The following is a 22,674-nucleotide window of genomic DNA, read 5'->3' as shown; positions in this document are numbered from 1 at the left end:
TTTTTTATTTATTGTCCTTTCCTTATTCTGAATAAATAGTAGAATAAATAGAAAGTTATCATCAGGAAATGAGGGTTAAATGTGGCAATATCTAATTCGCAATTGGAAACATGGTCTAATCAGGGAGCAACAGCTACGCCAAAAGCAATACGAGAAAGAATAGAAGGAGTTCTACGAGGTGAAAATTCTCTTATTACAAATAGAAATTCCGTCTCAATATATCTTCAGGGTTCGTATCGAAACAGTACCAATATATATGGAAATAGTGATGTAGATATTGTAGTAGAAACAAGCAATGTATTTTATGGTGATGCATCTGGACTACCGTATGATAAGAAACAAATTTATGATTCTTTGATAAACTCAAGTCAATATACTTGGGCAATTTACAAGAAGGAAGTTCTCGACACATTAATTAATTATTTTGGAGAAGGTAATGTTGAAATTGGAAGTAAGTCAATCCAAATTAATACAGGAAACTATGATGCTGATGTGGTTCCTTGTATACAATACCGAAAATACATTGACTATGGTTACTCCCAAGATTCCCAAAAATATATAGAAGGCATGAAATTTTTTACTACAAAGGAAAACAGGGAAGTTATCAATTATCCAAAACGACATTATTCTTTTGGGACTAAGAAAAATCAACAAACCGGAGAAATGTACAAGAAAATAGTCAGAGTATTTAAAAATATGAAAATCATACTAGTTAATTCTGGTAAACTTGAAAAAGGTACTGCTCCATCTTATTTTGTAGAAAATCTTTTGCATAATGTTCCAAATGAACAATATGTAAATAATAACTTTAGCCAAACTGTTCTTAATATATTAAAATGGTTAGGCGATAATAGAAACAATATGTCAACATTTATATGTCAAAATCAAATAATTTATTTATTTGGTGTTGCTGAAGAACAATGGGATCAAGATGATGCCAGAAAATTCATTAATGAGTGCATAATATTATGGAATGAGTGGAGTAATTGATGCATCAGTACAGTGTTGATTACGACAGGAAATTAATTTATTTTCTGTTAGTTAGTGTTTCAGTTGCTCTTACGGGCATTATCAAATATTTTTTTAATATTAATGGTATCAGTATATCGGTAACAGGTTTTACTATTTTTGGGCTTGTATTTTTACTATTTGATAAATTTTTGTGGAAATGGAGCTTTTTTTTTAAGTTTGGATTAATAAAGACTCCTAATCTTAATGGCATTTGGGAAGGTACACTCTCCTCCTCATACCATGATTTTAATTCGCAAATGCCAGCATGCATTGAGATAAAACAAACCTGGACTCAAATTTGTATTTTTGGAAACTTTAATCAATCGAGGTCTTATAGTAATAGTGCTAATTTAGAGGTTAATAATGGTGCAAGAATAGTATTGAGATACGTTTATCTAAACAAAAATAGGATGACAAAATCCGAAGGTACAATGAGTGCTCATAGCGGCATCACGACATTAGAATTCTGTTTAAACGAGGGATTATCAGAAGGAAAGTATTACAATGAACCTCCCCAAAACGTTAATTATGGAGAACTTCAATTAAAAAAACAAATTAAACAGTGATCCCTTTTTATAAAAAGAGGAATCACTGTTTTTATGAAAAAAAGGGGACACCGATTCCTATGCGAATTGTGTCCCCAATTAGGCTGTAATTTATGTTTTCTCCCCATCAATCGAACCCGTTACTTTACAGGAAGGACTTTTCTTCATCAATCAGCACACTGAACGTTAATAATACTCGATACCGGTATTCTTACAGTATCGATTTGATTCTTGAGTAACACAACCATGGTTCGCAAATCAATTGCTTCAATAATTCCACTATGAAGTATTACTTTTCCATCCTTCCATGTTTTCACAAGCGTTTGGCATTGGCGTTTAGACGCAACTTCAATATCTTCTTGAATAGACTGCAGTTCCCAATCTTCAAGGTCCGGACGTTCAGTATAATGTTCTTTTTCCAGCCAATGTTTCAGTTCTTTTATATGTTCTGGAAGCATAATTGCAGTCCACTTTTTACTACCACGATCTCGAATCAACCTATCTCACCTACCCTTTGTGTCCCCCAACCAGTTTAGAGCGATTTATAGCCGTTCCCGCATCTGTAAGGGAGACTGCCCTTAAGATTGCGGTTGTTCCAAAACGATTCCGTATTTGATCCATAGCACCAGCCAAATTGCGTCTTTCCCATTTCTTTTCATCGAACAAACTTAATTGCAAGGATTGTTCATCTTCTAACTTCGTAATTGAAATGGATACTTGCCGAACAGCCTGATGGCCATAGTTCTCATTTAATAGCTCTTTACAGACTGCGAAGATCTGCATTGTGTCATTTGTCGCCTCCCCTATCGTGCGCGAACGTTGAAAACCACCGCCGTAAGTATTTTTGCTGTAGCCGACACCTAAAGATATCGTGCGTGCAGCTTGGGATGAATCTCTTGCTCTTTTGGCGATATCCTCACACATTTCGAGAAGGACAACCCTTACTTCGTCTATTTTGTAGTCACGCATAAGAATTTGGCTCTTACCAATACTAACCTGCCCTTCAAGGAGTGGTGCGCCAAACTCTGAATTATCGATTCCCCAGGCGTGATGGTAGTACTGATTTCCCATGACACCAAATTTCTTTTCCAACTTTTTTAAATCGGTACTGGCCAAATCGCCAACCGAATATATACCAATATCGTTTAAGGTCTTTTCTGTTTTTCTACCAATTCCCCACATTTCTGAAAGTGGTGAAACTGGCCATAACTTAGTTTGCACATCCTTATAAGTCCATTTCGCAAATCCAGTTTTTTTCGCCTCTAAATCCAGGGCTAATTTAGCCATTAGCATATTAGGACCCATACCTGCGGTAGATGGCAAATTGAGCGTCTCTAGTATTTCTCGCTGAATAGCCTGGACTGTTTGCACAGGGTCGCCCCATAACTTTTCTGTCCCAGTAAGATTAATAAAACTTTCGTCGATTGAATAAGAATGGATAGCCTCTGCTGGAACATATTTGTGGAAGATGTGTGTGATGGACATTGACATTTCTATGAAATAGGACATTTTTGGTTCAAACAATCTAATTTCGGGATGACTAGGTATTTCGTACAGCCGAGTGCCTGTCTTTATACGGAATCTTTTTTTCGCCGGAGGGCTGGCTGCAAGTACGACAGAGCCTTTTTGACGTAAGTTTCCAACGACAGCAATTGGCACGGTATTAACATCCAAGTTATGCAAGGATGCCATACAACTCGCATAAAAACTCCTCATATCAATACATGCGATTTGTCTATTAGGCTGGCCATTGTATATCGGATGCATCTAGATCACTACCGTCAAAGTACGAGGTGTTGAGTTAACAAAGTTTATATAACCATTTTCCCTCATCCTATCTAAATGACCATGTACAGTAGAGGAGGATTTGAGTCCAACAGCTGTAGCAATCTCCCTAATCGTGGGAGGATATTGGTTTTCTGCTGTGTAGCTTTGAATGTAGTTTAATATGTTTTTTTGACGTTCACTCATTAAATAACAGCTCCTTTGGTATAGTAATTTCAGTTCTTAGCAAAATAAACACTTATCAATTCCTCCGTTCGATTACGTAAACGTATGTTCAAATATTTCCGGTTGTCTTCGAAACCTTTGTGAATAAATAAATACTCAGTCATCGTTCCGTTATTCAATTTTTTGATAACTTTCATGTTATTTCGTTTCAAATATATACTCGATTCCTTCATTTCTTCCCTTGCTACCTTTAATGCGTTTTCAATAATATCTACATAGGGTTTTTTCAATTTGAAGGAGCCAATTTCTATTTCTCCCCGGTCTCTCTCCAAAACATTTATGATTATTGGTAAGTAAATCATATTTTCGAAATACGGCAAGACTTCAGACGGTATTAATGACATGACTTAAACCACCCAACTTTCTTTTACAGGGACAAGTGCTAGCACGTTATCAATTATAAAAGTCCGCTTGCATCCTCTTAGAAAACAATGAGCACGGAATGATACTTCACCGATCTGCAGTGTCTTAATTCTCCGCTTACTGATTGTGCCATCTTTAGAGATGTATATCATATCCAGTGAATCACCATATTCCATTGACTTTGTTAATTGATTACGCACACTTGTTCCCTCCTTTTGATTCAGTATATAGAATGAATGTTCGTATTGCAACAATAAAAAAATTGGGCAACCTAGCTGATTGAGACCGCTTTTTATTTTTCAGAATAGAAAAACCTCTACTCAATTGAGAAGAGGTTTTCAAATTGGATATGACTCCGGAGGTAGGAATCGAACCTACGACCAATCGGTTAACAGCCGATTGCTCTACCGCTGAGCTACTTCGGATAAATAAATAACTACTGAAAATATTATTACCAATTAAATTATTAATATTCACTATTTCTCAATCCATAATATCCTTTTAAAAAACGGCAGAAGCATTACGCTTCTGCCATCAGCGGTATCCACAACCAAACGAGAATCTTTTTAGAAACGATTGTTGCACTCTTTGTCTGCGTTTCGTTCTTTAAGCTGATTCACATCAATTTCAGTCCCGAACTCTGCTTGGTTGTTGTTGTTGTTGTTGTTGTTGTTGTTGTCAGTTCTGGTTCTGTTGCTGTTACTGTTGTTGTTGCGGCTGTTGTTGTTACGATTGTTGTTCTGGTTTCTGTCTTTGTTGTTTGTCATGGATACTCACCTCCGTCCAAAATAATATGTGCAATAATAGTTTTTTTAGACTTTGGAAGTATCTTCATGCCAAACATACGACGTCTACTGTCGATTAGGTTCCAAAGAACTGGAACAGGATGTATCGCATTATTTTTATTGGCGATAATAACCATGAGGTGATTAAAATGCACACAGTTTGGAAAGGTGCTATCTCCTTTGGGCTTGTGACAATACCTGTAAAGTTGCATGCAGCCACAGAGGATAAAGGGATTAAGTTAAGACAGATCCATGATAAATGTAAGAAACCCATTAAACAGGAAAAGGTATGCCCTATATGTAACGAGGATGTGAATTCAAAGTCACTTGTAAAGGGCTATGAGTATGCGACAGACAGATTCGCTGTCATTACAGATGCTGAATTAGATGGATTGAAAAGTGACATTGAAGAAAAAGCGGTTGATATCGTGGAGTTTGTTAAGCTGAAGGAAATTGATCCTGTCTATTTTGACAAGACGTACTATTTAGCGGCAGATACAAACGGTTCAAAAGCATATGCACTACTTCGGGAAGCGCTCGCAAAATCTAAGAAGATTGGCATTGCCAAGATTACGATACGAAGCAAGGAAAGACTAGCAGCAGTACGCGTTCTCAATGACCATTTGGTTTTAGAGACATTACATTTCCCGGACGAGGTTAGGTCTACAGTTGACCTTCCACAGATTTCTAACGTTAAATTAACGGCTAAAGAAAAGGAAATTGCCCTGTCATTGATTGAACAATTAACAGCAGAATTTGAACCAACTAAATACCATGACGAATATCGCGAACGCCTTGAAAAACTAATTGAAAGTAAAATCCCGAAAAAAGCAGAGCAGCCATCGAATGTTATTAATTTAATGGATGCAATGGAGCGTAGTATTGCCTCAATCAAGGAACAAAAGAAACGGGCATGAAGTTAGTTAAGCCTATGCTACTTGAATATCAAGAGGAAGTCAGTTCGGACGAAGGCTGGCTGTACGAACCAAAGTTTGACGGGATTCGACTCCTGATAGGTAACGATTATTCCTATACTAGACATGGAACGATTACCACGAGTCGTTTCCCCGAATTTCATTTTGGTGGTCATGAGGTTTTATTTGATGGAGAGTTGATTGCTCCCGGCCAAGACGCGCCAGATGATTTTGAGTTAGCTATGTCTCGTTTCAGCGGTAATAAAAATCAACCCATTTATTTAAAGGCGTTCGATATTCTATCGTATAGAAATAAATCTGTTATTCATTATCCACTTGAAGAAAGAAAGGCTATTTTGACAGATAGTTTAACTGAAATTGATTCGCCTTACATCACATTAATTCCTTATATTTACACCGAAGGTGAGCAACTTTTCGAGGTTATGAAGGCGAATAATATGGAGGGTATGATTGCAAAACGGCTAGGCACTCCATATAGGCCTGGCACTCGCTCTGACAATTGGCGGAAAATTATTAATTGGAGTTATCATGATGTGATTGTTTCGAGGGTTACACTAAGACCACTTTCTATACAGTTGCAAAGTTTAAAGGGTGATTATTTGGGGAGCGTTGTCATTGGATTCACTAAGGAGATAAGCCAAATGTTAAAATCACTGACTCCTCCTTTTTCCGTTACTGTTAAATCAAGAGGTTGGACAAGCGGTGGTAAATTAAGGCTTCCGCAAATTGTTGAGATTAGATGAAAAAGGCGACACATCCACAATTTCCTGTTTTTTATGAAAATGATTAATGCTTTCACCCTCTTTGGTGTAGCTTTTTTGCTGCATGGATGGTTAACGGGCTCATTAGTTAAACAAAAGGAGATCGTCTATTGACGGTCTTTTAATTTGGCTAATCTGAGAATACTGTTGTATCAACGTTGTATAGTTATCCGTGAGGAGATAAAATAAGAGTATAACAAAAGCGACCCATCCACAGATTATATTGTGGGTAGGTCGCTGCCAAGATCCGTATTATAAAATTGCAATATCTTTACATAAAATACCATATCAGGGTGAGAAATCAGTTCCAATTGAACGTAATCAAGTAACTCCGAGGGCACTAACTACTATAAGGGGTGATGAAATGGGTTTAGAAGATACATATGACAGTCTTGATGAATTAGAAGATAAATTTACTTCTAATGACTTTTCAGTAATAAAAGAACTTTGGGATTAGTAAGTGTGTATAGCAGCTACTTTATTGAACTATGCCAAACATCTGTATTGTACTAGGGACCACACTTTTGAAGATCCCTAATCATGTGACCTTTAAGTGTGTGCCTTTCAAAGATAAGAAATGTTGTAGGTATGCAGTTTGTCATCATGACCAAATCACAAGGTATCTATCTGTTGATCTTGATTATCCATCTTGTATTTCTTAAATCGTTCCTTGTCAGATACAGCCGTATTTAATAGCTTTGCTTCAATTTCCTTAAGCTTTTTTACTCTGTCAGGAACACGTTTATATAATTCAGACTTGCCTAGTGGCTTGTAAACTTCATAGATATTATTTCCCCGGCTTCCCCTAGCACGCTGAATCAATCCGACATCCTCCAGAGTTTTTAAGCTTGGATAGTCACTTTACTGCCGACATTAGTATGAAACATGAGTTGTGGAATTGTCGGGTAAGCAAGATAAAAGAAAAGTAACTAAAGTCAAAAGATTTTAAGGGCGATCTATTACACGATGTTAAATTAATATATAGGGAATTGGGGGTTCTTGTGGGGGGGTTGGTAGAATTATTTGCCTGAAAATTAAAGGGTTTCCAATTGAATTGTCGAATAATCAGTTAACGAGGGGGATCATGAATTGAAATCTAAACTTGAAGAGTTATTTGACGACAAATCTTTTGGCACCGATGCTATAAACCACGATATCGGCATCATGATTAGTGAATTTGGAATTCCGGTGGACTGCTTGATTTTGGAGTACGAAGATCGATGTGATGTGTACCTAAATTTATTCGATGAGGATGAAGCACCATACAGAAATATAATGGTTAAGGGTTCTTCTAAAAATAAAGAAACCGCAAAAAGAATAGCGGCAAGAAAACTAAACAAAGAATACGAGAATCTTGTTCATTAAAAGGTATTTTCATTTCCCTTGCAATACAAATCATTTTATTGGAGTTTAATGCGAATAATTCATTAAAGAAGTTTTTTTGAATGCTCGTAAATTGCAAAATTATTGGAGGAGCATTCTTTATTATTAGCGGAAGACAAACTGGATATCATCGCGAAAAGAATTCCGAACTGAAAGACTATATTTTAAAAGCTATTTCAACCGATAAAGAAAAACGTTTTACAAGTATCGAAGAAATGAGATTTGCATTAACAACGATAGTACTTCCCTCCCTTCGATTGGCAAATCAAATTAAGAACTGAAGGAGATAATAAACAGTAACGCCAGCCCCTTTAAGGAACTAAGTATTTGAAATATATTTTGATGCAACGAAGCAAAAAAGCAGCAGACTTAGGTCTCCTGCTTTTTGTATATTTTATTACAAAAAACTACTTATGGCGCTAATATATGACAACTGATTAACCTCTACACCATCAGCTTCGTTTAACGGCTTCAATTCTCAAAAGTTGTGACACTGCTATGGTGTAAAAAAAGCCGATAAAAGGATCGACCTTCATGCTCAACTAAAGCACCCGTTAGTTTAAGTGAAATGTTTCACAATATTTTTTTTCGGGATATACACTTGAAATTTTTATCATCTCTGCAGAACCATTAGGGCTAGTTCCCTCATCCAAAAAAAAAACTTATGAAACGAATAGACTTATTTTTTCTTTTTATTATTTTCCCGATTAACCATTTTCCCATTAACTTTCCAAGCGATATATAAAGCTATACCAGTTAACGGAATTTGTATGAATAAACGATTGGGAAGTTCTACACCCATAGACACTAGTAAGTATTTTGACAACTCAAACACAGACGCTGCTGCCATAAATATAAACATAGACCAAAAATAAATAATTTTTTTACTATAAATAGACAAAAACACGCCAATAAATAACCATACTAAAATATTAACCATTTATAATCACCTATTCTATTTTCTCGGTTTATAAAACAAATAATATTTTCCGAAATTACAAGTAAATATTGCAATCCCACATGCAGATAGCCACCTTTTTACTCCCTATTTTAACATTTCCTTGTTCCAGTAACCTGCCCCGTTAGTAAAAACACGCCCTATGTCTATAATTCTATTAAATTGGCAATAATCCTTTTAATATTACTTTTTTAGGGGGAATGGGATTGTTATTGTCAAAAGCATGGGCTTCCTTTGAAGCTGATAAGAGAATAGAGGGTTTTTCTCCACAAACGTTGAAGGCCTACAAGTTACAGTATTTGTTACTAATTGGTTATTTTAAGGATATAGAGATGGAATTGCTGGATACAAATAAACTAAAGGAATATCTTGCTATATCAGGCAAGCATTTAAAACCAGCCAGTCTTGCACATCGTATCCGATTTATGAAATCGTTTTTTCGCTGGTCTCATGAAGAAGGCTACCTGAGTAAGAATCCAACTTCTAAAATAAAAGAACCTAAAGTTGGTAAACGGATACCCAAGTATTTAACCGAGCGGGAGATTGAACACCTTCGTGAATCCTGTCATTCCCCAATGGAAAAAGCAATTTTTGAATTCATGTTTTCTACCGGTTGTCGAATTGGTGAGATAGTTGCGTTAGAAAAGAACCAGATTAATTGGTCCAATCAATCCGCGATCGTTAGAGGGAAAGGTGATAAGGAAAGGGAAGTTTATTTTAATACGCGTTGCGACATATGGCTTAAACGCTATATGGAAAGCCGGAATGACCATAATCCTGCTATCTTTGTAACAACAAGACAGCCACATAAAATGAGTGTCGCCCAAATGCGATACATAATCAAGCGGATCTCCAATCGTGCTGAAATCAACAAAGAGATTCATCCACACCAACTTAGACATAGCTACGCAACTCATTTGTTGAATAATGGAGCTCCTATTGAGGTCATACAAAGTCTTATGGGGCATGAGAAAAGTGAAACCACCAGGATATACGCTCAATTAAGTGGGAGGCTAAGGAAAGAGTATTATCAAAAGTACTTTTAAATGTAAAAGGAGCAACGTCTTTGATCAAGGTTTGTTTACTGATTAATTGTTGTGGTTAACAAGTGTATTTAATCGTTCATGTGAAAAGTGCCACTAAGTATAGTTTATCTGTATATTCCTGATCATCCATATTACAAAATCATATATAACCGAATCAATTTCATAATAGCCATTTTTAAAAATGCGTAGAGTAGCCCCTTGATGATTTTTAAGTTTTTTAAAAATAGAATTTCGATTTAGTTAAGCTGCTTGTAACGACTGTTGCTTCATTACTACTCTGATCCGATCCGTGGCTAATTTTGAGGCATTATAAACAAGCGTCACCAATTGGAAGTGCAGCTTCGCTTTCTTTCCAGTTCGATGACGGACATTATTGAGTCCAAAGAATTCTTTTAAATACGCATTTACTCGTTCGACAGCAGTACGTTCCTTGTACAGTTCATCCCATTTTTTCGATCCCCTGGCTGGATTGGTGTACTTCCGGAGATCCGTGGATTGCCTGATTTTATAGGTCTTTTGACAAAGGGAGTCGTGTTGTAATGGACAGCTCGCACATTCTTTCGGGCGTGTATATTTCAGTGTCTTGTATTTTAGATTGAAGCTATTTTAACGATAGGAATGCTCCAGGACACACGTCGGTGCGAAATGCTCGTCGTACCCGACCATCTCTCCTTCGTTGCGTCGATTATACGGGATGACCGCTTGCAGGCTTTGGTCAATCAATTGTTGATAAATCGGTTCGTAGTCGTAACCGGCATCGAAAAGACCTGCGTTAAATAAAGCTGGAAGGTCCCGATCAATTTTCTTCAATAATGGAATGGCTGCTTTCCCGTCATTGAGACTACCAGACGTCATCATACCCGCAAGAATATACTGGCTTTTAGTGCAGACGGCCAAATGACCTTTATAACCGAACCAGAAAGTGTTTTTTCCGTCACTGTTTTTCTTGATTCCCCATTTGGGATCGATAGGAGCCTCTTTAAACAATGTTCCTACTGATTCGGATAGCTGATGAACAATCTCTTTTTCATAAATCGGACGTGCGTCTTCATCTGCCTGTTTTTCTTTCAACCATTGTTCACGCTCGGCTTTTGGCTTGCGACCGCGCTTTTTTGGTGCCGGCTTTTCTTTCTTTTCGGAAGCCTGGGCACGGTCCCTTGCCTCGAAATGGGTGGCGTCAATGGCGATGTTTTCCTCGCCGATATGTCCTTCATCGATGGCCAGCACAATAAGTTTGTCATGAATATGTGTCATCGCATCTGATTCACTGATGACAGTAATCATCCTGGAATAAGAAGCTTCGGATGGGATTTGGTCGGAGTGAAGAAAACCACAGTCATAACGAAAAATGGGATCACGATCCAACCGTCTGACAAGATCCTTGATTGTCACAATACGCTCCACCACACGAGCGATAAGTGAATAGACCATGGCACCGTAATTCAACTCTCTAGGGGCACCTACTTTTTTCGGTTTATCGAATAGATTCCAGATAGGATTTAAGTTAACTGTTGAAAAAACTGCTTCAAAATGATGGGTGGGTTCCATCTTATATAATTCATGCATGTCAAACAGGCTTTGTTGTCGTATAATGGACATAGGGGCATCTCTCCAGTCTGTTATGTATGTGTCGTAACTTACATTGTACAGGATTTGGGGAGGTGCTCTATTTTTTATGTCTTTAAAGCCTTGATACGTAAGGGTCCATGATTATGAAATTAATTCAACCAACTAAAATTTAAAGTTATATTTAATCTATCTCAGTTCCCGGATTTCTGCAGGTTTTAGTGTATTCGCTTTCAATTTCCTTATTCAACTCCGGGAATTGCTTCTTAAAAGATTTTACTATCTTTGTGGTTTTACTGAATACATATTTTTTTACCTCGCCATAAGGAATCCATATCTCCCTATTTTGAATCTGATCGTATAATGAAGAAATAACTATATCCCGTTGATTAGGAGGTAGTTTTCTTGTTGTACGTTTTTCTTTCATCGTATTATGGTAGAGCTTATAAAGTTCGGTTGTGATCCAATCCTTTTGGGTATTTTTCAATTGTGAAAAACGTTTATTTGTCTGAAGAATTTTTTCGTTTACTTTAATATGATTTTTCATTAATAACCGTCCTTTAAATCATAATTAGTTACTCTTAAATTTCTCTAATATATTGTTATTCTCTCACAATTACCTTTGACTGCCGAGTAATATAAAACGGTATCTGTTAAATGTTCTTATGAATTTTCGGACAACAGTCCGCATGTGTTTTTATAATCATGCAAATGCTTGTGGATGGAGATTTCGAGGTAGATAGCGGGGTGGTAAAGAGTTTTTACTAGTTGGGTGCAGTGTAACGGGCAAGATCGTTAGTTATTGTTGTGACATTTAATTTCTACACATACAAAGTACATTGTTTTTTGTCCCTTACATGTAATGTACATACTTTCTTGTACTATCGGGAAGACAAAAAAGCATGTACATCTTCAGTGAAATACTGAGATTATAGCTACTATTTTGTACATACTTTTTTGTCCTTGTACAAATATCGAATTAATTACTGGTTATCTATGGATATTCGGCTTCCCTATCGTTGGCTATTTAATGAATCGTTTTTCAAGAACAGGAATAGCGGTATCTCCATCCCTCAGATATATGTATCGGGAATCACTTTTTACTTTATAGGATTTATCGCAGCCCTAACATTGATCATATAATATGCCGCCTATAAGTATGGTGTACAAATATATCTAGGCCGTCAAAAATAAATGAGAACATTATATTAAAAAGGTGTGGTATTTCAATGGGAAGAGTTACAGCAAAGGAACTATTAGCTGGAGTCACTATTAACGAAAATTGGAATTCACTTCATGATTTCAGAGGTTTATCAGAAGGTGCGCTATATCACATGGATACATATTTCCAAATAAGACGAGAAATATTCGATATTGCTTATGATGCTTATATAAGCGTTGATGGTTCTTCTATACTTAGTCAAGAGTATTATGACATTCTCATGGATGAATGTGATCAAGTTTTGGATGGTATTGTTCGATTAGACAGTCTCGGTGGACTAACAGCAACCGAAATAGTATCTATGGCTGTTTCCGATGTTGCTTCGAGATTACTGGAACTAGACCTTACGATTTTCGACAGTCTTATTTCAATAATCTCTACGGTCAGTGTCCTATTCGCAGGTGCATTTCTTGCTCTTGGACCATTCGAGAGAATACGACTCAAGGAATTTTCCATGTTTGATCTAGTGGAAAAAATACACGAACGAATTTAGGAGGTATTTACATTGCCAGCCCCAACAAGAAAAACAATATTAGCTGAAAAACATATTGAAATGGCTATTGAAGAACTTCCTTTCTACGTAGTAGAATTTGTGCGTGCTAAAAAACGTGCACGACTCTCCCCTGGAACGATTAGCGGCTACTTGCATGATTACAAGCGCTTCTTTGATTGGCTCCGCATGGAGGGTCTAACCGAGGCTGAGGGTAACAAGGATATTCCCTTCTCCGTTTTAGAAAAGTTACGAAAGAAAGAAATCGAGTATTTCTTTGAAATGCTTACAGAAGAAAAAATCGAAAAACGTAAAGACGTATTCGTGAAACGTTCAGAAGCCAGTGTATCTCGCTTCATTCAATCCTTAAAGTCCCTTTTCAACTATTTAACGACCGAAAGTGAAGATGATGAAGGAGAATGTTATTTTTATCGAAACGTCTTGGCGAAAATCAAAACCCCTAAGAAAACAGAATCTACCGCCCGCCGTGCAAAGCGGATTAGTTCACAAATCTTAGAGAAAGACGATATGGATGGATTGCTTAATTTCGTGAAATTTGAATACGAAAAGGCCTTAACCTCCAGACAATTATCCCGCTTCAAACGTGATCGCTATCGAGACGTAGCTATCATAGCCCTCTTTCAAGGCAGCGGTATCCGTGTGAATGAATTGGCCGGACTACAAATTACAGACGTAGATTCTCGAAAATGCGATATTAACGTTTTGAGAAAAGGTGATAAAGCCGATACTGTCAGCATCACTCCTTCCTCTATGGATGATTTAATGAACTATTTGAATGAAAGAGAAACTATCTATAAACCTGATCCGAAGAATCAATTTGTGTTTTTAACCAAGTACGCAGGACAAGCAAATCCAATAGCTGTTGAAACCATACAAGCGCTGGTCAGTAAGTATTCGCAATCTTATCTTACAGGTAAACGTCTAAAGCCCCATTCGTTTCGGCATTCATTCGCGAAACGGTGGTTGGATGAAGGCGGTACCTTGGTTGGGCTACGCGACCAACTTGGCCATAACACAATCGAAACAACGGTCTTATACACGAATCTCTCGCAAGAAGAACAGCGAGTAGTTTTAATGAAAATGGATGAATCACCTACTAATAACGAAATAGGAGAAGTGGAAATAAATGATTAGTACAGGAATCACAAGGAAAATTGACGCATTAGGGAGAATTGTTATTCCGAAGGAATTGAGAAGAGAACTTGATATCGATGTAGGATGTACCCAATAAAGGAAGTTAGACTTATCCTTTTTGATTGTTCTTATAGTGGCAACTTATTCTCTTTTTAAGATGCATGAGAGGCTCCAGTATGCATCCTATTCCTTCGCAGAATAAGATCGGTATAAATAAGTCAAACAAGTAAATGCCGCCCTTAAGTACACATAGGGCGGCATTTACATTTACTATTCAATTACTGTAATTATCAACCGAGGATACTAACACTTTGCTAATTTCAAGTCAAGTCTCGAAATATTGTGGCGATTTTCAGAAAGACCGTCAACTCAGTTTGTATACGCCATGCACAGCAGGTTAACATAACGCCCGTTCACGGAAGTATTTTGCTCTATTACTCAATAAGAAAAGCTGCCATGTAAAGGCAGCCGATTGTGGAAAATGGTTTATTGACCAAAGAATTCACGACCACCGTGAAAATACCTCGATTTCATAGTGTTCTAAATCATCTTTAGACAATTTGGCTTTTAAATACTTTTCAACTTCAGGTTTATCATTTTTATCATATACATCTATCCATATAACCGGATCAGTATCACCAATTTGAGTGCTTTGTACTTCATATTTATCCCACAATGAGTTCATAACTAGCTCTGTACTATATGGCTTTTGTTGCGTGTACCAAAATACCACAGACATTACAATAACACTCGTTAAAATTAGTGCTCCGAATTTTCTTTTAACACCCATTTTTTTCTCCTCCATCATTTGTTTATCACAATCTGGCCCGTTAGTTCAAGAAGGAAAAAAGCTGACCTAGGCAGCCCATAATTTCCCACTAAAGAACCCCTCTATAAAAAAATTATACCATATATTTACTTAACTAACCTGCACCGTTAGTTGAACAAGGAAAAATCACTCTAAATATTCGTCACTTAGCCCTGGATTTAAATATCTTGCCATTCCAGTTTTCAGCTTTTTAAATCCTCGTTTCCGATAAAACCCTTCATTACCAGTTGTCGGGATTAAATGTACACAAGAAACATTACTTAATTTATCAAGTAAAAACTCCATAATTTTTTTAGCTATTCCTTGCCTTTGAAAATCACGATGAACCACAATATCATAAATTGCGGCATTAAAAACACCATCTGTCATTGCTCTACCAATACCAATTATTCTGCCATTGACTGTGACCAATGCTATGACATTACTTGCTTCAAATACTTGTTTTATTATCTCCTTTGTATGTTTTGTCCACCCAACAGAAGCATATATCTCTTTCATTTCATCAAGATTCACCTTAGAAAAATCGCTATGTATTTTCAAATCCACAATATCCCCCCTCAATACTATGAGTATTTCTACATTATTGTTGCTTACTCCTTGTTCAACTAACCTACCCCGTTAGTTCAATAAGAAAAAAAACTTCCAAAGAAGCCCCTGTTGTTCGACTAAAGCACCCGTTAGTTGAACAACTAATCTTACGCATAACTTCCTTGTAAAAGCAGATAATATGGTGAGGTGATTAGAATATGCTAAAAACAAGGATTGGTTATATTATTTGTTTTTCAATTATTTTAAGCTTATTTATTTACAGTAAGTCCATAAATACAAAATCGATGGAGTTATCATTCTCGCAACCGAATAGTGATAAAAGTGAACATGAACGAATTCTCGAATTGGAAAAACGTTTAAATTTCCTCGAACCACCCGAACCCACCACTATTCTTGATTCACCTTTCCCGTTTGAAAAGGGGACAGAGGTGCATTTCCCTACCGATGTAATCCCTATTTCAGAAGTGTTAAAAGAAGGAACAAAAATCCCTTTCAAAGTAATGAAAAGCGAACCGAACTATATTAGACCAATATATGAAGATTACTGGCATAGCACGACTGGAAGATGGAGCTATATTCCTTCTCGAATATACTATGCTCTTCACCGCATATTCCCTTATTACGCCTTTGGACTTTCAGCCGAATTAGATTTCACACAGAATGTAGGTATTTCTTTTCCTACTGATAGGAATGAAACAGATCTTGACCTGTATATAGTTGTGTTTCAAACAAATATCACAGATGTTTATACAAAAGGAAATCAAGTTGTTGTTGTTGGAACACCTAAACGAACAGGAGTTGAGGTTTTAAGCATTAAAACCGCAGATTTACACCCGAGTAATAAGGAGAAACTTTTGTTAGTTCAGTTAGCAACTAATGGAGCTGAACTTGATTATTCTTTAATTCGATATGAAGCACCCGATTATTGGTTAAAGCTAAAGCAAAAAAATGAACGTGAAAAATCTAAAAAAGAGTGAACCTTAGCCTTATCAAGTAAGTTGATAAGGCTGTTATTTTATATAATCAATTCTTCTGCCCCTTTAGTTCAATAAGGAAAAAGGCTTTACTCCTTCTGGAAGTAAAGCACCCGTTAATTCAACAAGGTTTCAGTATTTTTTCAAGTACAATTGAACCTGTTTTCTTGGTCGTTGTATTGACTGTCCGAACTTTAATACGAGTAGGTCGCATCATAGGCGAAACTTCATCCAAATTCCCAGCCCAAGTAGTTTCTCCATAGTTAGTTACTGGGGACAATGGAAAAATCCAACTTATTTCCTTTGGAATATATGCTAATACTTCATAACCATCATAATCCCCAAAACTAGATGATTTTGGTAAATGAAGTGCATGAACACTAAGACTCGTCCGTTCATCATTAAACTTTCTTTCAATATTATAAATAAGTGCTACTCCTCTGGCATTTTTAGGTACGTTTTTTGTTGGTTCAAGTATTGCTGAACAAGGTGGCAACTCTTCAATTTTATTCTCAGAGTGTGTTTGTGAAGGAAGAATTACTAAAACGAAGATAAGGCTAAAAAGCAATTTTTTCATTTCTGATTCTCCTTAAATTTGTTTAGTATCATTATCCCCCAAAACACCATATTTATTGTATTTCAATCGTTCCTTGTTGAACTATCCTGCTGCTTTAGTTCAATAAGAAAAAATGCTTTACTCCTTCTTATAGTGATAGGTAAGCCTTTGAAGTTATCACCAGCTTTTCCCCCACTTCACACCGTACGTGAAACTTTCGCTTCATACGGCGTTCCAACTAATCCAATTCAATCCAGTCATCAACACTTTTGAATTTGTTGCTTCATCTGTGCCTCAATTCTTTCGTTTCAATAAGTCGGTGCCGTCCAGCGGAAGGTGAACCTCTATTAGTCTTACAAGAACCTTATTAACCGTTGAAGAACTGTCTTCCATGGCTGAATGAATCTTTCATTAGTCTAGTGGCTATCCCTCCACGTTCATTACACGCTTCAACGGTACTGTGCCACCACTTTCACTGATATGAAGAAAAGTTATGTAGTCGCTATTCTCACGCCTATTTTCCTTTCCAACGCTTCACCAGGAGTAAGCCCTCCACGTTATCAGCTTACAACGTTGAGTTATATCTATTATAGAACAAACTTAGGTGCTTCCTATGAGCCTGTTAGCATCACATGTGCCTGTAACACAAGATGGATTTTTATATAGTTCATTCTTACTCATCCACAGCTAACCCTACATTTAGTAGTAAATACATTTCTATATAATGTGCGTGTAGACCCGTACATTCAGAAGTTCGTCAGCAATACAGTATCTTATTGTATTTACATTGCATTCTCACCATATCTGTTCAACCCAAGCACCATGATTTACACCACCCCATCGGGTAGGATTTCGTCAGCCGGACTGTTACGGTAAATTCTCGCGCCTATTAGCCGAGCTTATAACACGCTTTTTCTTACTAATCAGCGTGCTACTCGACGCGGGGGAAGCCTTTCAGAGCGTTACCTCCTCATTCGACTTCTCGATATAACCCTTCAATTTCCAGAAACCTGAAACTGCCTGACCTTTACCGAAATTGTGTGACCACATTTCATTTGAATCAGGAACGTTTCGCACGAAGTAAAGCACCCGTTAGTTAATAATAAATTTCTGTAATAACGGATAGCGATTTCATTACTTATAAATATAAGCTACCAAAGGAATTCTTCTTCGTTGGATAGTTCGAATTTCTGGAAACATACTATCTACATTTCCAAATTAATGGTATTATATTATTTAGAATAGAACTACTAATATCTTAAACTCCACATAGTGAGGTGATATGAAATGGGCAAAAAAATCTCAATAGGACTACTACTTCTATTACTCCTAGTTGGCTGTTCAACAAAAGCAGCAATTACTCCAGAAATGGAGGTTGAGGGAGTCTTACAAAGTTATTTAAAAGCTTTGGAGGACCATGATACGACTGCATTAGTCGATCTGTCGGATGACTTGAGGTTTCCTGATAAAAAGGAGCAATTGGAAAACTACTTAGATATCGACTCCACAGTCTCGGAAACACGAATCATCGAACTCTCTACTATAAGTCCAACTGAATTTGAAGGAACAGTTTCAATAGTGGATGATGATGGACAAGTAGAGGTAACATTCCCCATTAAGCAACAAAAAAACAAATGGAAAGTAATTGTTGGTAAAGACTTTTAGATACAATCTATTGATAAAGAAACTTGAAAAACTGCACCTCCAATTAGTTACTAATTGATGTGCACCCCAAAAGTTAGAGTCAAAATCTAACTTCTGGGGTGTTTTATTTTGGTTAAATATAGTGAATCTCTTAAACTGATGGTCGTGCGGGAGTATCTGAATGGCCAGCTTGGGTCTAAACTTCTAGCACGCAAATACGATATAAAATCACATCAACAGCTTTTAAATTGGGTGAGCGTATACAAGGAACACGGCGTAGCTGGACTATCGAGAAAGAAGAAAAAGGAAGTTTATTCTGTTCAATTTAAGCTGGATGTACTAAGCTTTATGAAAAGGACAGGCGCTTCACAAACTGAAACAGCTCTTCATTTTGGGTTAACGAACCCACCAATGATCTCTTCTTGGAACAAAAAGTTTCTTGGAGGCGGTGTTGAAGCCCTGGACAACCCGAAAGGACGGCCAGCCATGTCGGACAAAGCGAAGAGCGTCAAGAATAGTAAGCAGCCTGTACAACAGGACGAGATGACGCGTGAACAGAAACTAGAACGTGAAAATGAACTACTCCGTTTGGAAGTAGCGTATTTAAAAAAGTTAAAAGCTTTTCAGATGGATCCGGAGGGTTATCTCGAAAAGCACAAACAGCGTTATCATTCGAACTCAAAGAAAACTTCCGACTAAAGGACGTCCTTCAGGTCGTAGGCATCCCCGAATCTTCTTATCATTATCATCTGAAAGGAATGAAGACGGAGATCCCTAATCAGGAGCTGGAAGAAAAAATTCAAACTATTTTTGAAGAGAATGATGAAAACTATGGTTACCGTCGAATTCAGCTGGCGTTGAAAAACAAAGGTATTACAGTGAACCACAAGAAAGTTCAGCGTATCATGAGGAAGCACGGACTCAAAGTCGAGAAATTCACTCGGAAATCTCGTCGCTATAGTTCCTATCAAGGCACCGTAGGTGCTGTTGCGAAAAACCTTATTCATCGCCGTTTCTACACAAATACGGCTTATCAAAAGCTGACAACAGACATTACAGAATTCAAGTGTTCAGATGGCTTTAAACTTTATCTCAGTCCTATTATGGACATGTATAACGGAGAGATTCTTTCATACGGCATTCATATGCATCCAACACTGGACTTAGTGATGAAACCGTTAGAAGACGCTCTTCAAATCGTAAAAGATTCAAAATACCGGACCACTATACACTCTGATCAAGGCTGGCATTACCAGCACAAAAAATGGTTGAAGACACTTAAAGGTCACCATGTATTCCAAAGCATGTCCCGTAAAGGAAACTGTCTTGATAATTCACCAATGGAGAACTTCTTTGGGCTTTTGAAACAGGAGATGTATTACGGAGTAGCTCTACGCACATATAAGGAATTAAAACGAGATATCGAGTCTTATATCAATTATTACAATAATAAACATATCAAGAAAAAATTGGCTGGCATGAGTCCGGTTCAATACCGTCTTCAAACCAGCCAATTAGCTGCTTAATAATAAACTCTAACTTTTAGGGGTCACCTCAAATTGGGGTGCAGTTTTTCTCATGTAAAAGCAGCCGATTATTAAACTAAAGCACCCGTTAGTTCAATATGAATTTATAATGATGGAGGACTATCAGACAGACAAATCAATAAATTCTAGTTCCATTTCTGCTTCTACTTTCGAACGATAAACGGTAATTTTATCATAGGGTTTCAAGTTGTCTTGCCATGATCCTATATTACTCAGAAAATCTTCTCCGTTTTCAGAAATTATCAAGCACTCTAAATGCCTATTGATATAACAAATTGGTGCGTCACTTTTCAAATCACATTGTTGACCAACAGTTCCGATAAATCCACCTTTACTATCTTTTGCCATAATATCTACATATGGAACCGTATAAAATTCTAAATGTGGAATATCATCGTCAAAGATAAATTGAATATCATAATCGTTAGCATATTTTTGATACTCCTCATTTTTATGGTAAACACTCGTAGAATAAATTGTTGTACCTGCTGGTATAACCTCAGTATCTTTTAAATTTACATTTATAGCCCCAGAAAATTCTGTTCTATCTAGATAAACTTTTCGCATCTCAACCTCCGTTTAATCTTAATTTAAAGTAAACGCTCATTACTTTTGTGATTTCTTATTGAACTAACCTGCCTCTTCAGTTCAATAAGGAAAAGGGCTTTACTCCTTCTCGAAGTAGTCGAGTAGAAGGGAACCTCTCTACCTTACGGTAGATTGTGTTCCTCCCCCCTCACAGAACCATGCTTGCGCTATTTACGCACACGGCTCTTCCTAGTCACCATTCACAAAATGTAGCTAGTCTTCTATCGCTCAGATTTTGCTAATTCTGCTATCCTTACTAGTTTTGTTTCCATTTAGTATCCCTACCTCTGTGTGTAGTAAATGTGTCCCTAGTAAGGGTGATAACTTGGTAGCAGCCTTTCCTCCATCGGCATTACCCAACTTCATTGGTACTACGCTGCTATCCGACTCCCTACAACGGCATTTGGCTTCCTTGCTTATTATCGCTTGTACACCATACTCTTCTATAAGAAGAAAAGACCGGTAGGGCCTCCCGAGTTGCCGTATCATATCAATGTGTGACGTGCCAAGGTCTCTGACTCCAGAGAGGTTTTATCCTTCTTGCCTTTAGCGATGGATAAAATGTAGCTTTCTGCTGTGCTTAAGGCATCAGCCCTCTCGATTTACTAACATTATGGAGCTCAATCCCTTCAACCAATTGGCTTTCGGCCCGCCACCTAACTGTCTACGCTTAAGGCTACTGTTACCAGTAGCCCTCCAAGACTCGCTACGAGTGAATGGCTAGTTCTTTCTCGACGGGATTCCCACCCGCTATATGATACGACCTAGGCTCGGCCGCACAAGCACCCGTTAGTTTAAGTACATTTCTTCACAAGATTTGCCCTTTATTTGATTGTTAACTGCAATTTTTCATTTTAAAACTGTCTCGGCTGGGGTAAATGCTTCCCATGGATTAAATTTCGTTGTTATTGATGAAATAAACCAATACTCTTTAAATGGTTCTAAATTCTTTTCCACGATTATAATCTTCTCCCCACCGCCAAAATCTCCATATGATGCCCATAAATCATATTTAACGGTATACCGCATTTTGGATTCGCTAAGCTTTTCTACTTTAGTAAAACGAAAGTTACTAACCGAAGGGCTTGACTGACCTGTTATCCAGTGAGTTTCCTCAAATTTACTCCTTGATTGTTTTCGAAGCGAAGGGGACAACATCGCATATTGAACAGAACCACTTCGATTATTTACGCCTAATATCCATAATTCAACGGCTTGTTTTGGTTCGCCTACCATCAAACCATTTATAAAAGACATTAACTGGCTTTCTAAAGGAGTGAGTTGTTTGCCTTCAGTAATTTTTTCCTCAAAGGAAGGAGGAGTATCGTTCTTTGCATTTACTGTTCCATAATACAACCCACAAATTAGTATACTAAATAAAACCAATAAAAGAGGTTTACTTTTATCCAATTTCATCACCCTAAATTATATTTAGGTTTAGTTTGTCCTCTTCAGTTACAATCATTCCTTCTTCAACTAACCTGCCCCTTTAGCTGAATAAAAAAGGGTGCTTAACCTCTAATTGAAGTAAAGCACCCGTTTGTTTAAGTACATTTATTCACAAATTTACACAAATGGCTCTTTAGTTGTCTATATTCCCACCTTTCAATTTTATATTTAATGCATCATAATCCTTTTTTTTAAAAGTTACAGTTATCCTAGCCCCCTCTGTTAGGCTAGTTGTCGTACAGTACTCTCCTGTTATACTTTAATAATAAGATGGAGGTCGTGCGACATGAGTAGTGAACAAAGGAAAA

General features: G+C 37.2%; 26 protein-coding genes, 1 tRNA gene and 3 pseudogenes. 14 read left to right on the top strand and 16 right to left on the bottom strand.

The window, feature by feature from the left end; all coding sequences use genetic code 11:
• Positions 1-81 precede the first annotated feature (81 nt).
• Both AC1TO6_RS16705 and AC1TO6_RS16700 read left to right on the top strand, forming a co-directional pair.
• On the top strand, positions 82-990 hold the full coding sequence (locus AC1TO6_RS16705) for a nucleotidyltransferase domain-containing protein (protein ID WP_482102758.1): 909 nt from the start codon (positions 82-84) through the stop codon (positions 988-990).
• Positions 990-1,577: a Cap15 family cyclic dinucleotide receptor domain-containing protein gene (locus tag AC1TO6_RS16700; protein WP_482102757.1), complete on the top strand. Its 588-nt coding sequence runs from the start codon at positions 990-992 to the stop codon at positions 1,575-1,577. Before AC1TO6_RS16705 ends, AC1TO6_RS16700 begins: the two co-directional genes overlap by 1 nt.
• Positions 1,578-1,723: 146 nt before the next feature.
• On the opposite strand, the gene AC1TO6_RS16695 is transcribed toward AC1TO6_RS16700, so the two are convergent.
• From AC1TO6_RS16695 to AC1TO6_RS16665, 7 genes are all read right to left on the bottom strand, one after another.
• Entirely contained in the window at positions 1,724-2,053 is a 330-nt protein-coding gene (locus tag AC1TO6_RS16695; RefSeq protein WP_482102756.1) for a YolD-like family protein, read from the bottom strand.
• A 10-nt stretch (positions 2,054-2,063) separates the two neighbouring features.
• Positions 2,064-3,323, bottom strand: a complete 1,260-nt coding sequence (locus tag AC1TO6_RS16690) for a Y-family DNA polymerase (RefSeq protein WP_482102755.1) — start codon at positions 3,321-3,323, stop codon at positions 2,064-2,066.
• Positions 3,324-3,527, bottom strand: a complete 204-nt coding sequence (locus AC1TO6_RS16685; protein WP_482102754.1) for a LexA family protein — start codon at positions 3,525-3,527, stop codon at positions 3,324-3,326. It abuts the gene before it with no gap.
• Positions 3,528-3,556: 29 nt separating this feature from the next.
• The gene (locus AC1TO6_RS16680) at positions 3,557-3,910 is read right to left on the bottom strand and encodes a YhjD family protein (RefSeq protein WP_482102753.1); all 354 of its coding nucleotides are present in this window, start codon (positions 3,908-3,910) and stop codon (positions 3,557-3,559) included.
• A 3-nt stretch (positions 3,911-3,913) separates the two neighbouring features.
• A complete protein-coding gene (locus AC1TO6_RS16675; protein WP_482102752.1) occupies positions 3,914-4,129 on the bottom strand; it encodes a transcriptional regulator in 216 nt (71 codons plus the stop codon).
• 153 nt (positions 4,130-4,282) lie between these two features.
• Positions 4,283-4,354 (bottom strand) — tRNA-Asn (locus AC1TO6_RS16670).
• A gap of 141 nt (positions 4,355-4,495) precedes the next feature.
• The gene (locus AC1TO6_RS16665; protein WP_482102751.1) at positions 4,496-4,696 is read right to left on the bottom strand and encodes a hypothetical protein; all 201 of its coding nucleotides are present in this window, start codon (positions 4,694-4,696) and stop codon (positions 4,496-4,498) included.
• Between the two features lie 167 nt (positions 4,697-4,863).
• On the opposite strand from AC1TO6_RS16665, the gene ku reads away from it, so the two are divergent.
• Together ku and AC1TO6_RS16655 are read left to right on the top strand one after the other, a co-directional pair.
• Complete coding sequence (gene ku / locus AC1TO6_RS16660; protein ID WP_482102750.1) at positions 4,864-5,631, top strand: non-homologous end joining protein Ku; 768 nt, start codon at positions 4,864-4,866, stop codon at positions 5,629-5,631.
• Positions 5,628-6,392, top strand: a complete 765-nt coding sequence (locus AC1TO6_RS16655) for an ATP-dependent DNA ligase (RefSeq protein ID WP_482102749.1) — start codon at positions 5,628-5,630, stop codon at positions 6,390-6,392. The genes ku and AC1TO6_RS16655 overlap by 4 nt, the downstream gene beginning before the upstream one ends.
• 630 nt (positions 6,393-7,022) lie before the next feature.
• Here the strand turns inward: AC1TO6_RS16655 and AC1TO6_RS16650 are convergent.
• Entirely contained in the window at positions 7,023-7,232 is a 210-nt protein-coding gene (locus AC1TO6_RS16650) for a hypothetical protein (RefSeq protein ID WP_482102748.1), read from the bottom strand.
• 267 nt (positions 7,233-7,499) lie between these two features.
• On the opposite strand from AC1TO6_RS16650, the gene AC1TO6_RS16645 reads away from it, so the two are divergent.
• Positions 7,500-7,775 (top strand): hypothetical protein, encoded by a 276-nt coding sequence (locus AC1TO6_RS16645; RefSeq protein ID WP_482102747.1) that lies wholly within the window; start codon positions 7,500-7,502, stop codon positions 7,773-7,775.
• 80 nt (positions 7,776-7,855) lie between these two features.
• On the top strand, positions 7,856-8,074 hold the full coding sequence (locus tag AC1TO6_RS16640; protein WP_482102746.1) for a hypothetical protein: 219 nt from the start codon (positions 7,856-7,858) through the stop codon (positions 8,072-8,074).
• Positions 8,075-8,472: 398 nt separating this feature from the next.
• On the opposite strand, the gene AC1TO6_RS16635 is transcribed toward AC1TO6_RS16640, so the two are convergent.
• Positions 8,473-8,733 carry a hypothetical protein gene (locus AC1TO6_RS16635; protein ID WP_482102745.1) on the bottom strand — a complete coding sequence of 87 codons (261 nt, stop codon included), beginning with the start codon at positions 8,731-8,733 and terminating at the stop codon, positions 8,473-8,475.
• A gap of 224 nt (positions 8,734-8,957) precedes the next feature.
• Here AC1TO6_RS16635 and xerA point away from each other — a divergent pair, with 224 nt between their 5' ends.
• Positions 8,958-9,797, top strand: a complete 840-nt coding sequence (gene xerA / locus AC1TO6_RS16630; RefSeq protein ID WP_482102744.1) for a site-specific tyrosine recombinase/integron integrase — start codon at positions 8,958-8,960, stop codon at positions 9,795-9,797.
• A 240-nt stretch (positions 9,798-10,037) separates the two neighbouring features.
• Here the strand turns inward: xerA and AC1TO6_RS16625 are convergent.
• Together AC1TO6_RS16625 and AC1TO6_RS16620 are read right to left on the bottom strand one after the other, a co-directional pair.
• Positions 10,038-11,396 (bottom strand): annotated as a pseudogene (locus tag AC1TO6_RS16625) (transposase).
• A 151-nt stretch (positions 11,397-11,547) separates the two neighbouring features.
• Positions 11,548-11,910 carry a hypothetical protein gene (locus AC1TO6_RS16620; protein ID WP_482102743.1) on the bottom strand — a complete coding sequence of 121 codons (363 nt, stop codon included), beginning with the start codon at positions 11,908-11,910 and terminating at the stop codon, positions 11,548-11,550.
• Between the two features lie 682 nt (positions 11,911-12,592).
• Between AC1TO6_RS16620 and AC1TO6_RS16615 the strand changes: the two genes are divergently transcribed.
• From AC1TO6_RS16615 to AC1TO6_RS16605, 3 genes and pseudogenes are all read left to right on the top strand, one after another.
• Positions 12,593-13,078 (top strand): hypothetical protein, encoded by a 486-nt coding sequence (locus AC1TO6_RS16615; RefSeq protein WP_482102742.1) that lies wholly within the window; start codon positions 12,593-12,595, stop codon positions 13,076-13,078.
• 12 nt (positions 13,079-13,090) lie between these two features.
• Entirely contained in the window at positions 13,091-14,230 is a 1,140-nt protein-coding gene (gene xerS, locus AC1TO6_RS16610) for a tyrosine recombinase XerS (RefSeq protein ID WP_482102741.1), read from the top strand.
• A pseudogene (locus tag AC1TO6_RS16605) lies at positions 14,223-14,306 on the top strand (AbrB/MazE/SpoVT family DNA-binding domain-containing protein); the annotation flags it as partial. The gene xerS and the pseudogene AC1TO6_RS16605, both read left to right, overlap by 8 nt.
• Positions 14,307-14,732: 426 nt before the next feature.
• Here the strand turns inward: AC1TO6_RS16605 and AC1TO6_RS16600 are convergent.
• Both AC1TO6_RS16600 and AC1TO6_RS16595 read right to left on the bottom strand, forming a co-directional pair.
• Positions 14,733-15,020: a YolC/YozM family protein gene (locus AC1TO6_RS16600; RefSeq protein ID WP_482102740.1), complete on the bottom strand. Its 288-nt coding sequence runs from the start codon at positions 15,018-15,020 to the stop codon at positions 14,733-14,735.
• A 165-nt stretch (positions 15,021-15,185) separates the two neighbouring features.
• Positions 15,186-15,605 (bottom strand): GNAT family N-acetyltransferase, encoded by a 420-nt coding sequence (locus tag AC1TO6_RS16595; RefSeq protein ID WP_482102739.1) that lies wholly within the window; start codon positions 15,603-15,605, stop codon positions 15,186-15,188.
• A 347-nt stretch (positions 15,606-15,952) separates the two neighbouring features.
• Here AC1TO6_RS16595 and AC1TO6_RS16590 point away from each other — a divergent pair, with 347 nt between their 5' ends.
• Positions 15,953-16,585, top strand: coding sequence for a hypothetical protein (locus AC1TO6_RS16590; protein WP_482102738.1), 633 nt, complete (start codon positions 15,953-15,955; stop codon positions 16,583-16,585).
• 118 nt (positions 16,586-16,703) lie between these two features.
• Here the strand turns inward: AC1TO6_RS16590 and AC1TO6_RS16585 are convergent, their stop codons facing one another.
• Entirely contained in the window at positions 16,704-17,159 is a 456-nt protein-coding gene (locus AC1TO6_RS16585; RefSeq protein WP_482102737.1) for a YoqH family protein, read from the bottom strand.
• A gap of 1,266 nt (positions 17,160-18,425) precedes the next feature.
• On the opposite strand from AC1TO6_RS16585, the gene AC1TO6_RS16580 reads away from it, so the two are divergent.
• The 3 genes and pseudogenes from AC1TO6_RS16580 to AC1TO6_RS16570 form a co-directional block, all read left to right on the top strand.
• A complete protein-coding gene (locus AC1TO6_RS16580) occupies positions 18,426-18,803 on the top strand; it encodes a hypothetical protein (RefSeq protein ID WP_482102736.1) in 378 nt (125 codons plus the stop codon).
• 108 nt (positions 18,804-18,911) lie between these two features.
• Positions 18,912-19,481 carry a transposase gene (locus AC1TO6_RS16575; RefSeq protein WP_482102735.1) on the top strand — a complete coding sequence of 190 codons (570 nt, stop codon included), beginning with the start codon at positions 18,912-18,914 and terminating at the stop codon, positions 19,479-19,481.
• Positions 19,445-20,308: pseudogene (locus AC1TO6_RS16570) on the top strand (IS3 family transposase); the annotation flags it as partial. The gene AC1TO6_RS16575 and the pseudogene AC1TO6_RS16570, both read left to right, overlap by 37 nt.
• Positions 20,309-20,431: 123 nt before the next feature.
• On the opposite strand, the gene AC1TO6_RS16565 reads toward AC1TO6_RS16570, so the two are convergent.
• Entirely contained in the window at positions 20,432-20,896 is a 465-nt protein-coding gene (locus AC1TO6_RS16565; protein WP_482102734.1) for a hypothetical protein, read from the bottom strand.
• An 870-nt stretch (positions 20,897-21,766) separates the two neighbouring features.
• Positions 21,767-22,333 carry a hypothetical protein gene (locus tag AC1TO6_RS16560; RefSeq protein ID WP_482102733.1) on the bottom strand — a complete coding sequence of 189 codons (567 nt, stop codon included), beginning with the start codon at positions 22,331-22,333 and terminating at the stop codon, positions 21,767-21,769.
• Positions 22,334-22,674: the final 341 nt, after the last annotated feature.

Source organism: Sporosarcina sp. Y352, assembly GCF_056786535.1.
This window is presented reverse-complemented; position numbering and strand designations above follow the sequence as displayed.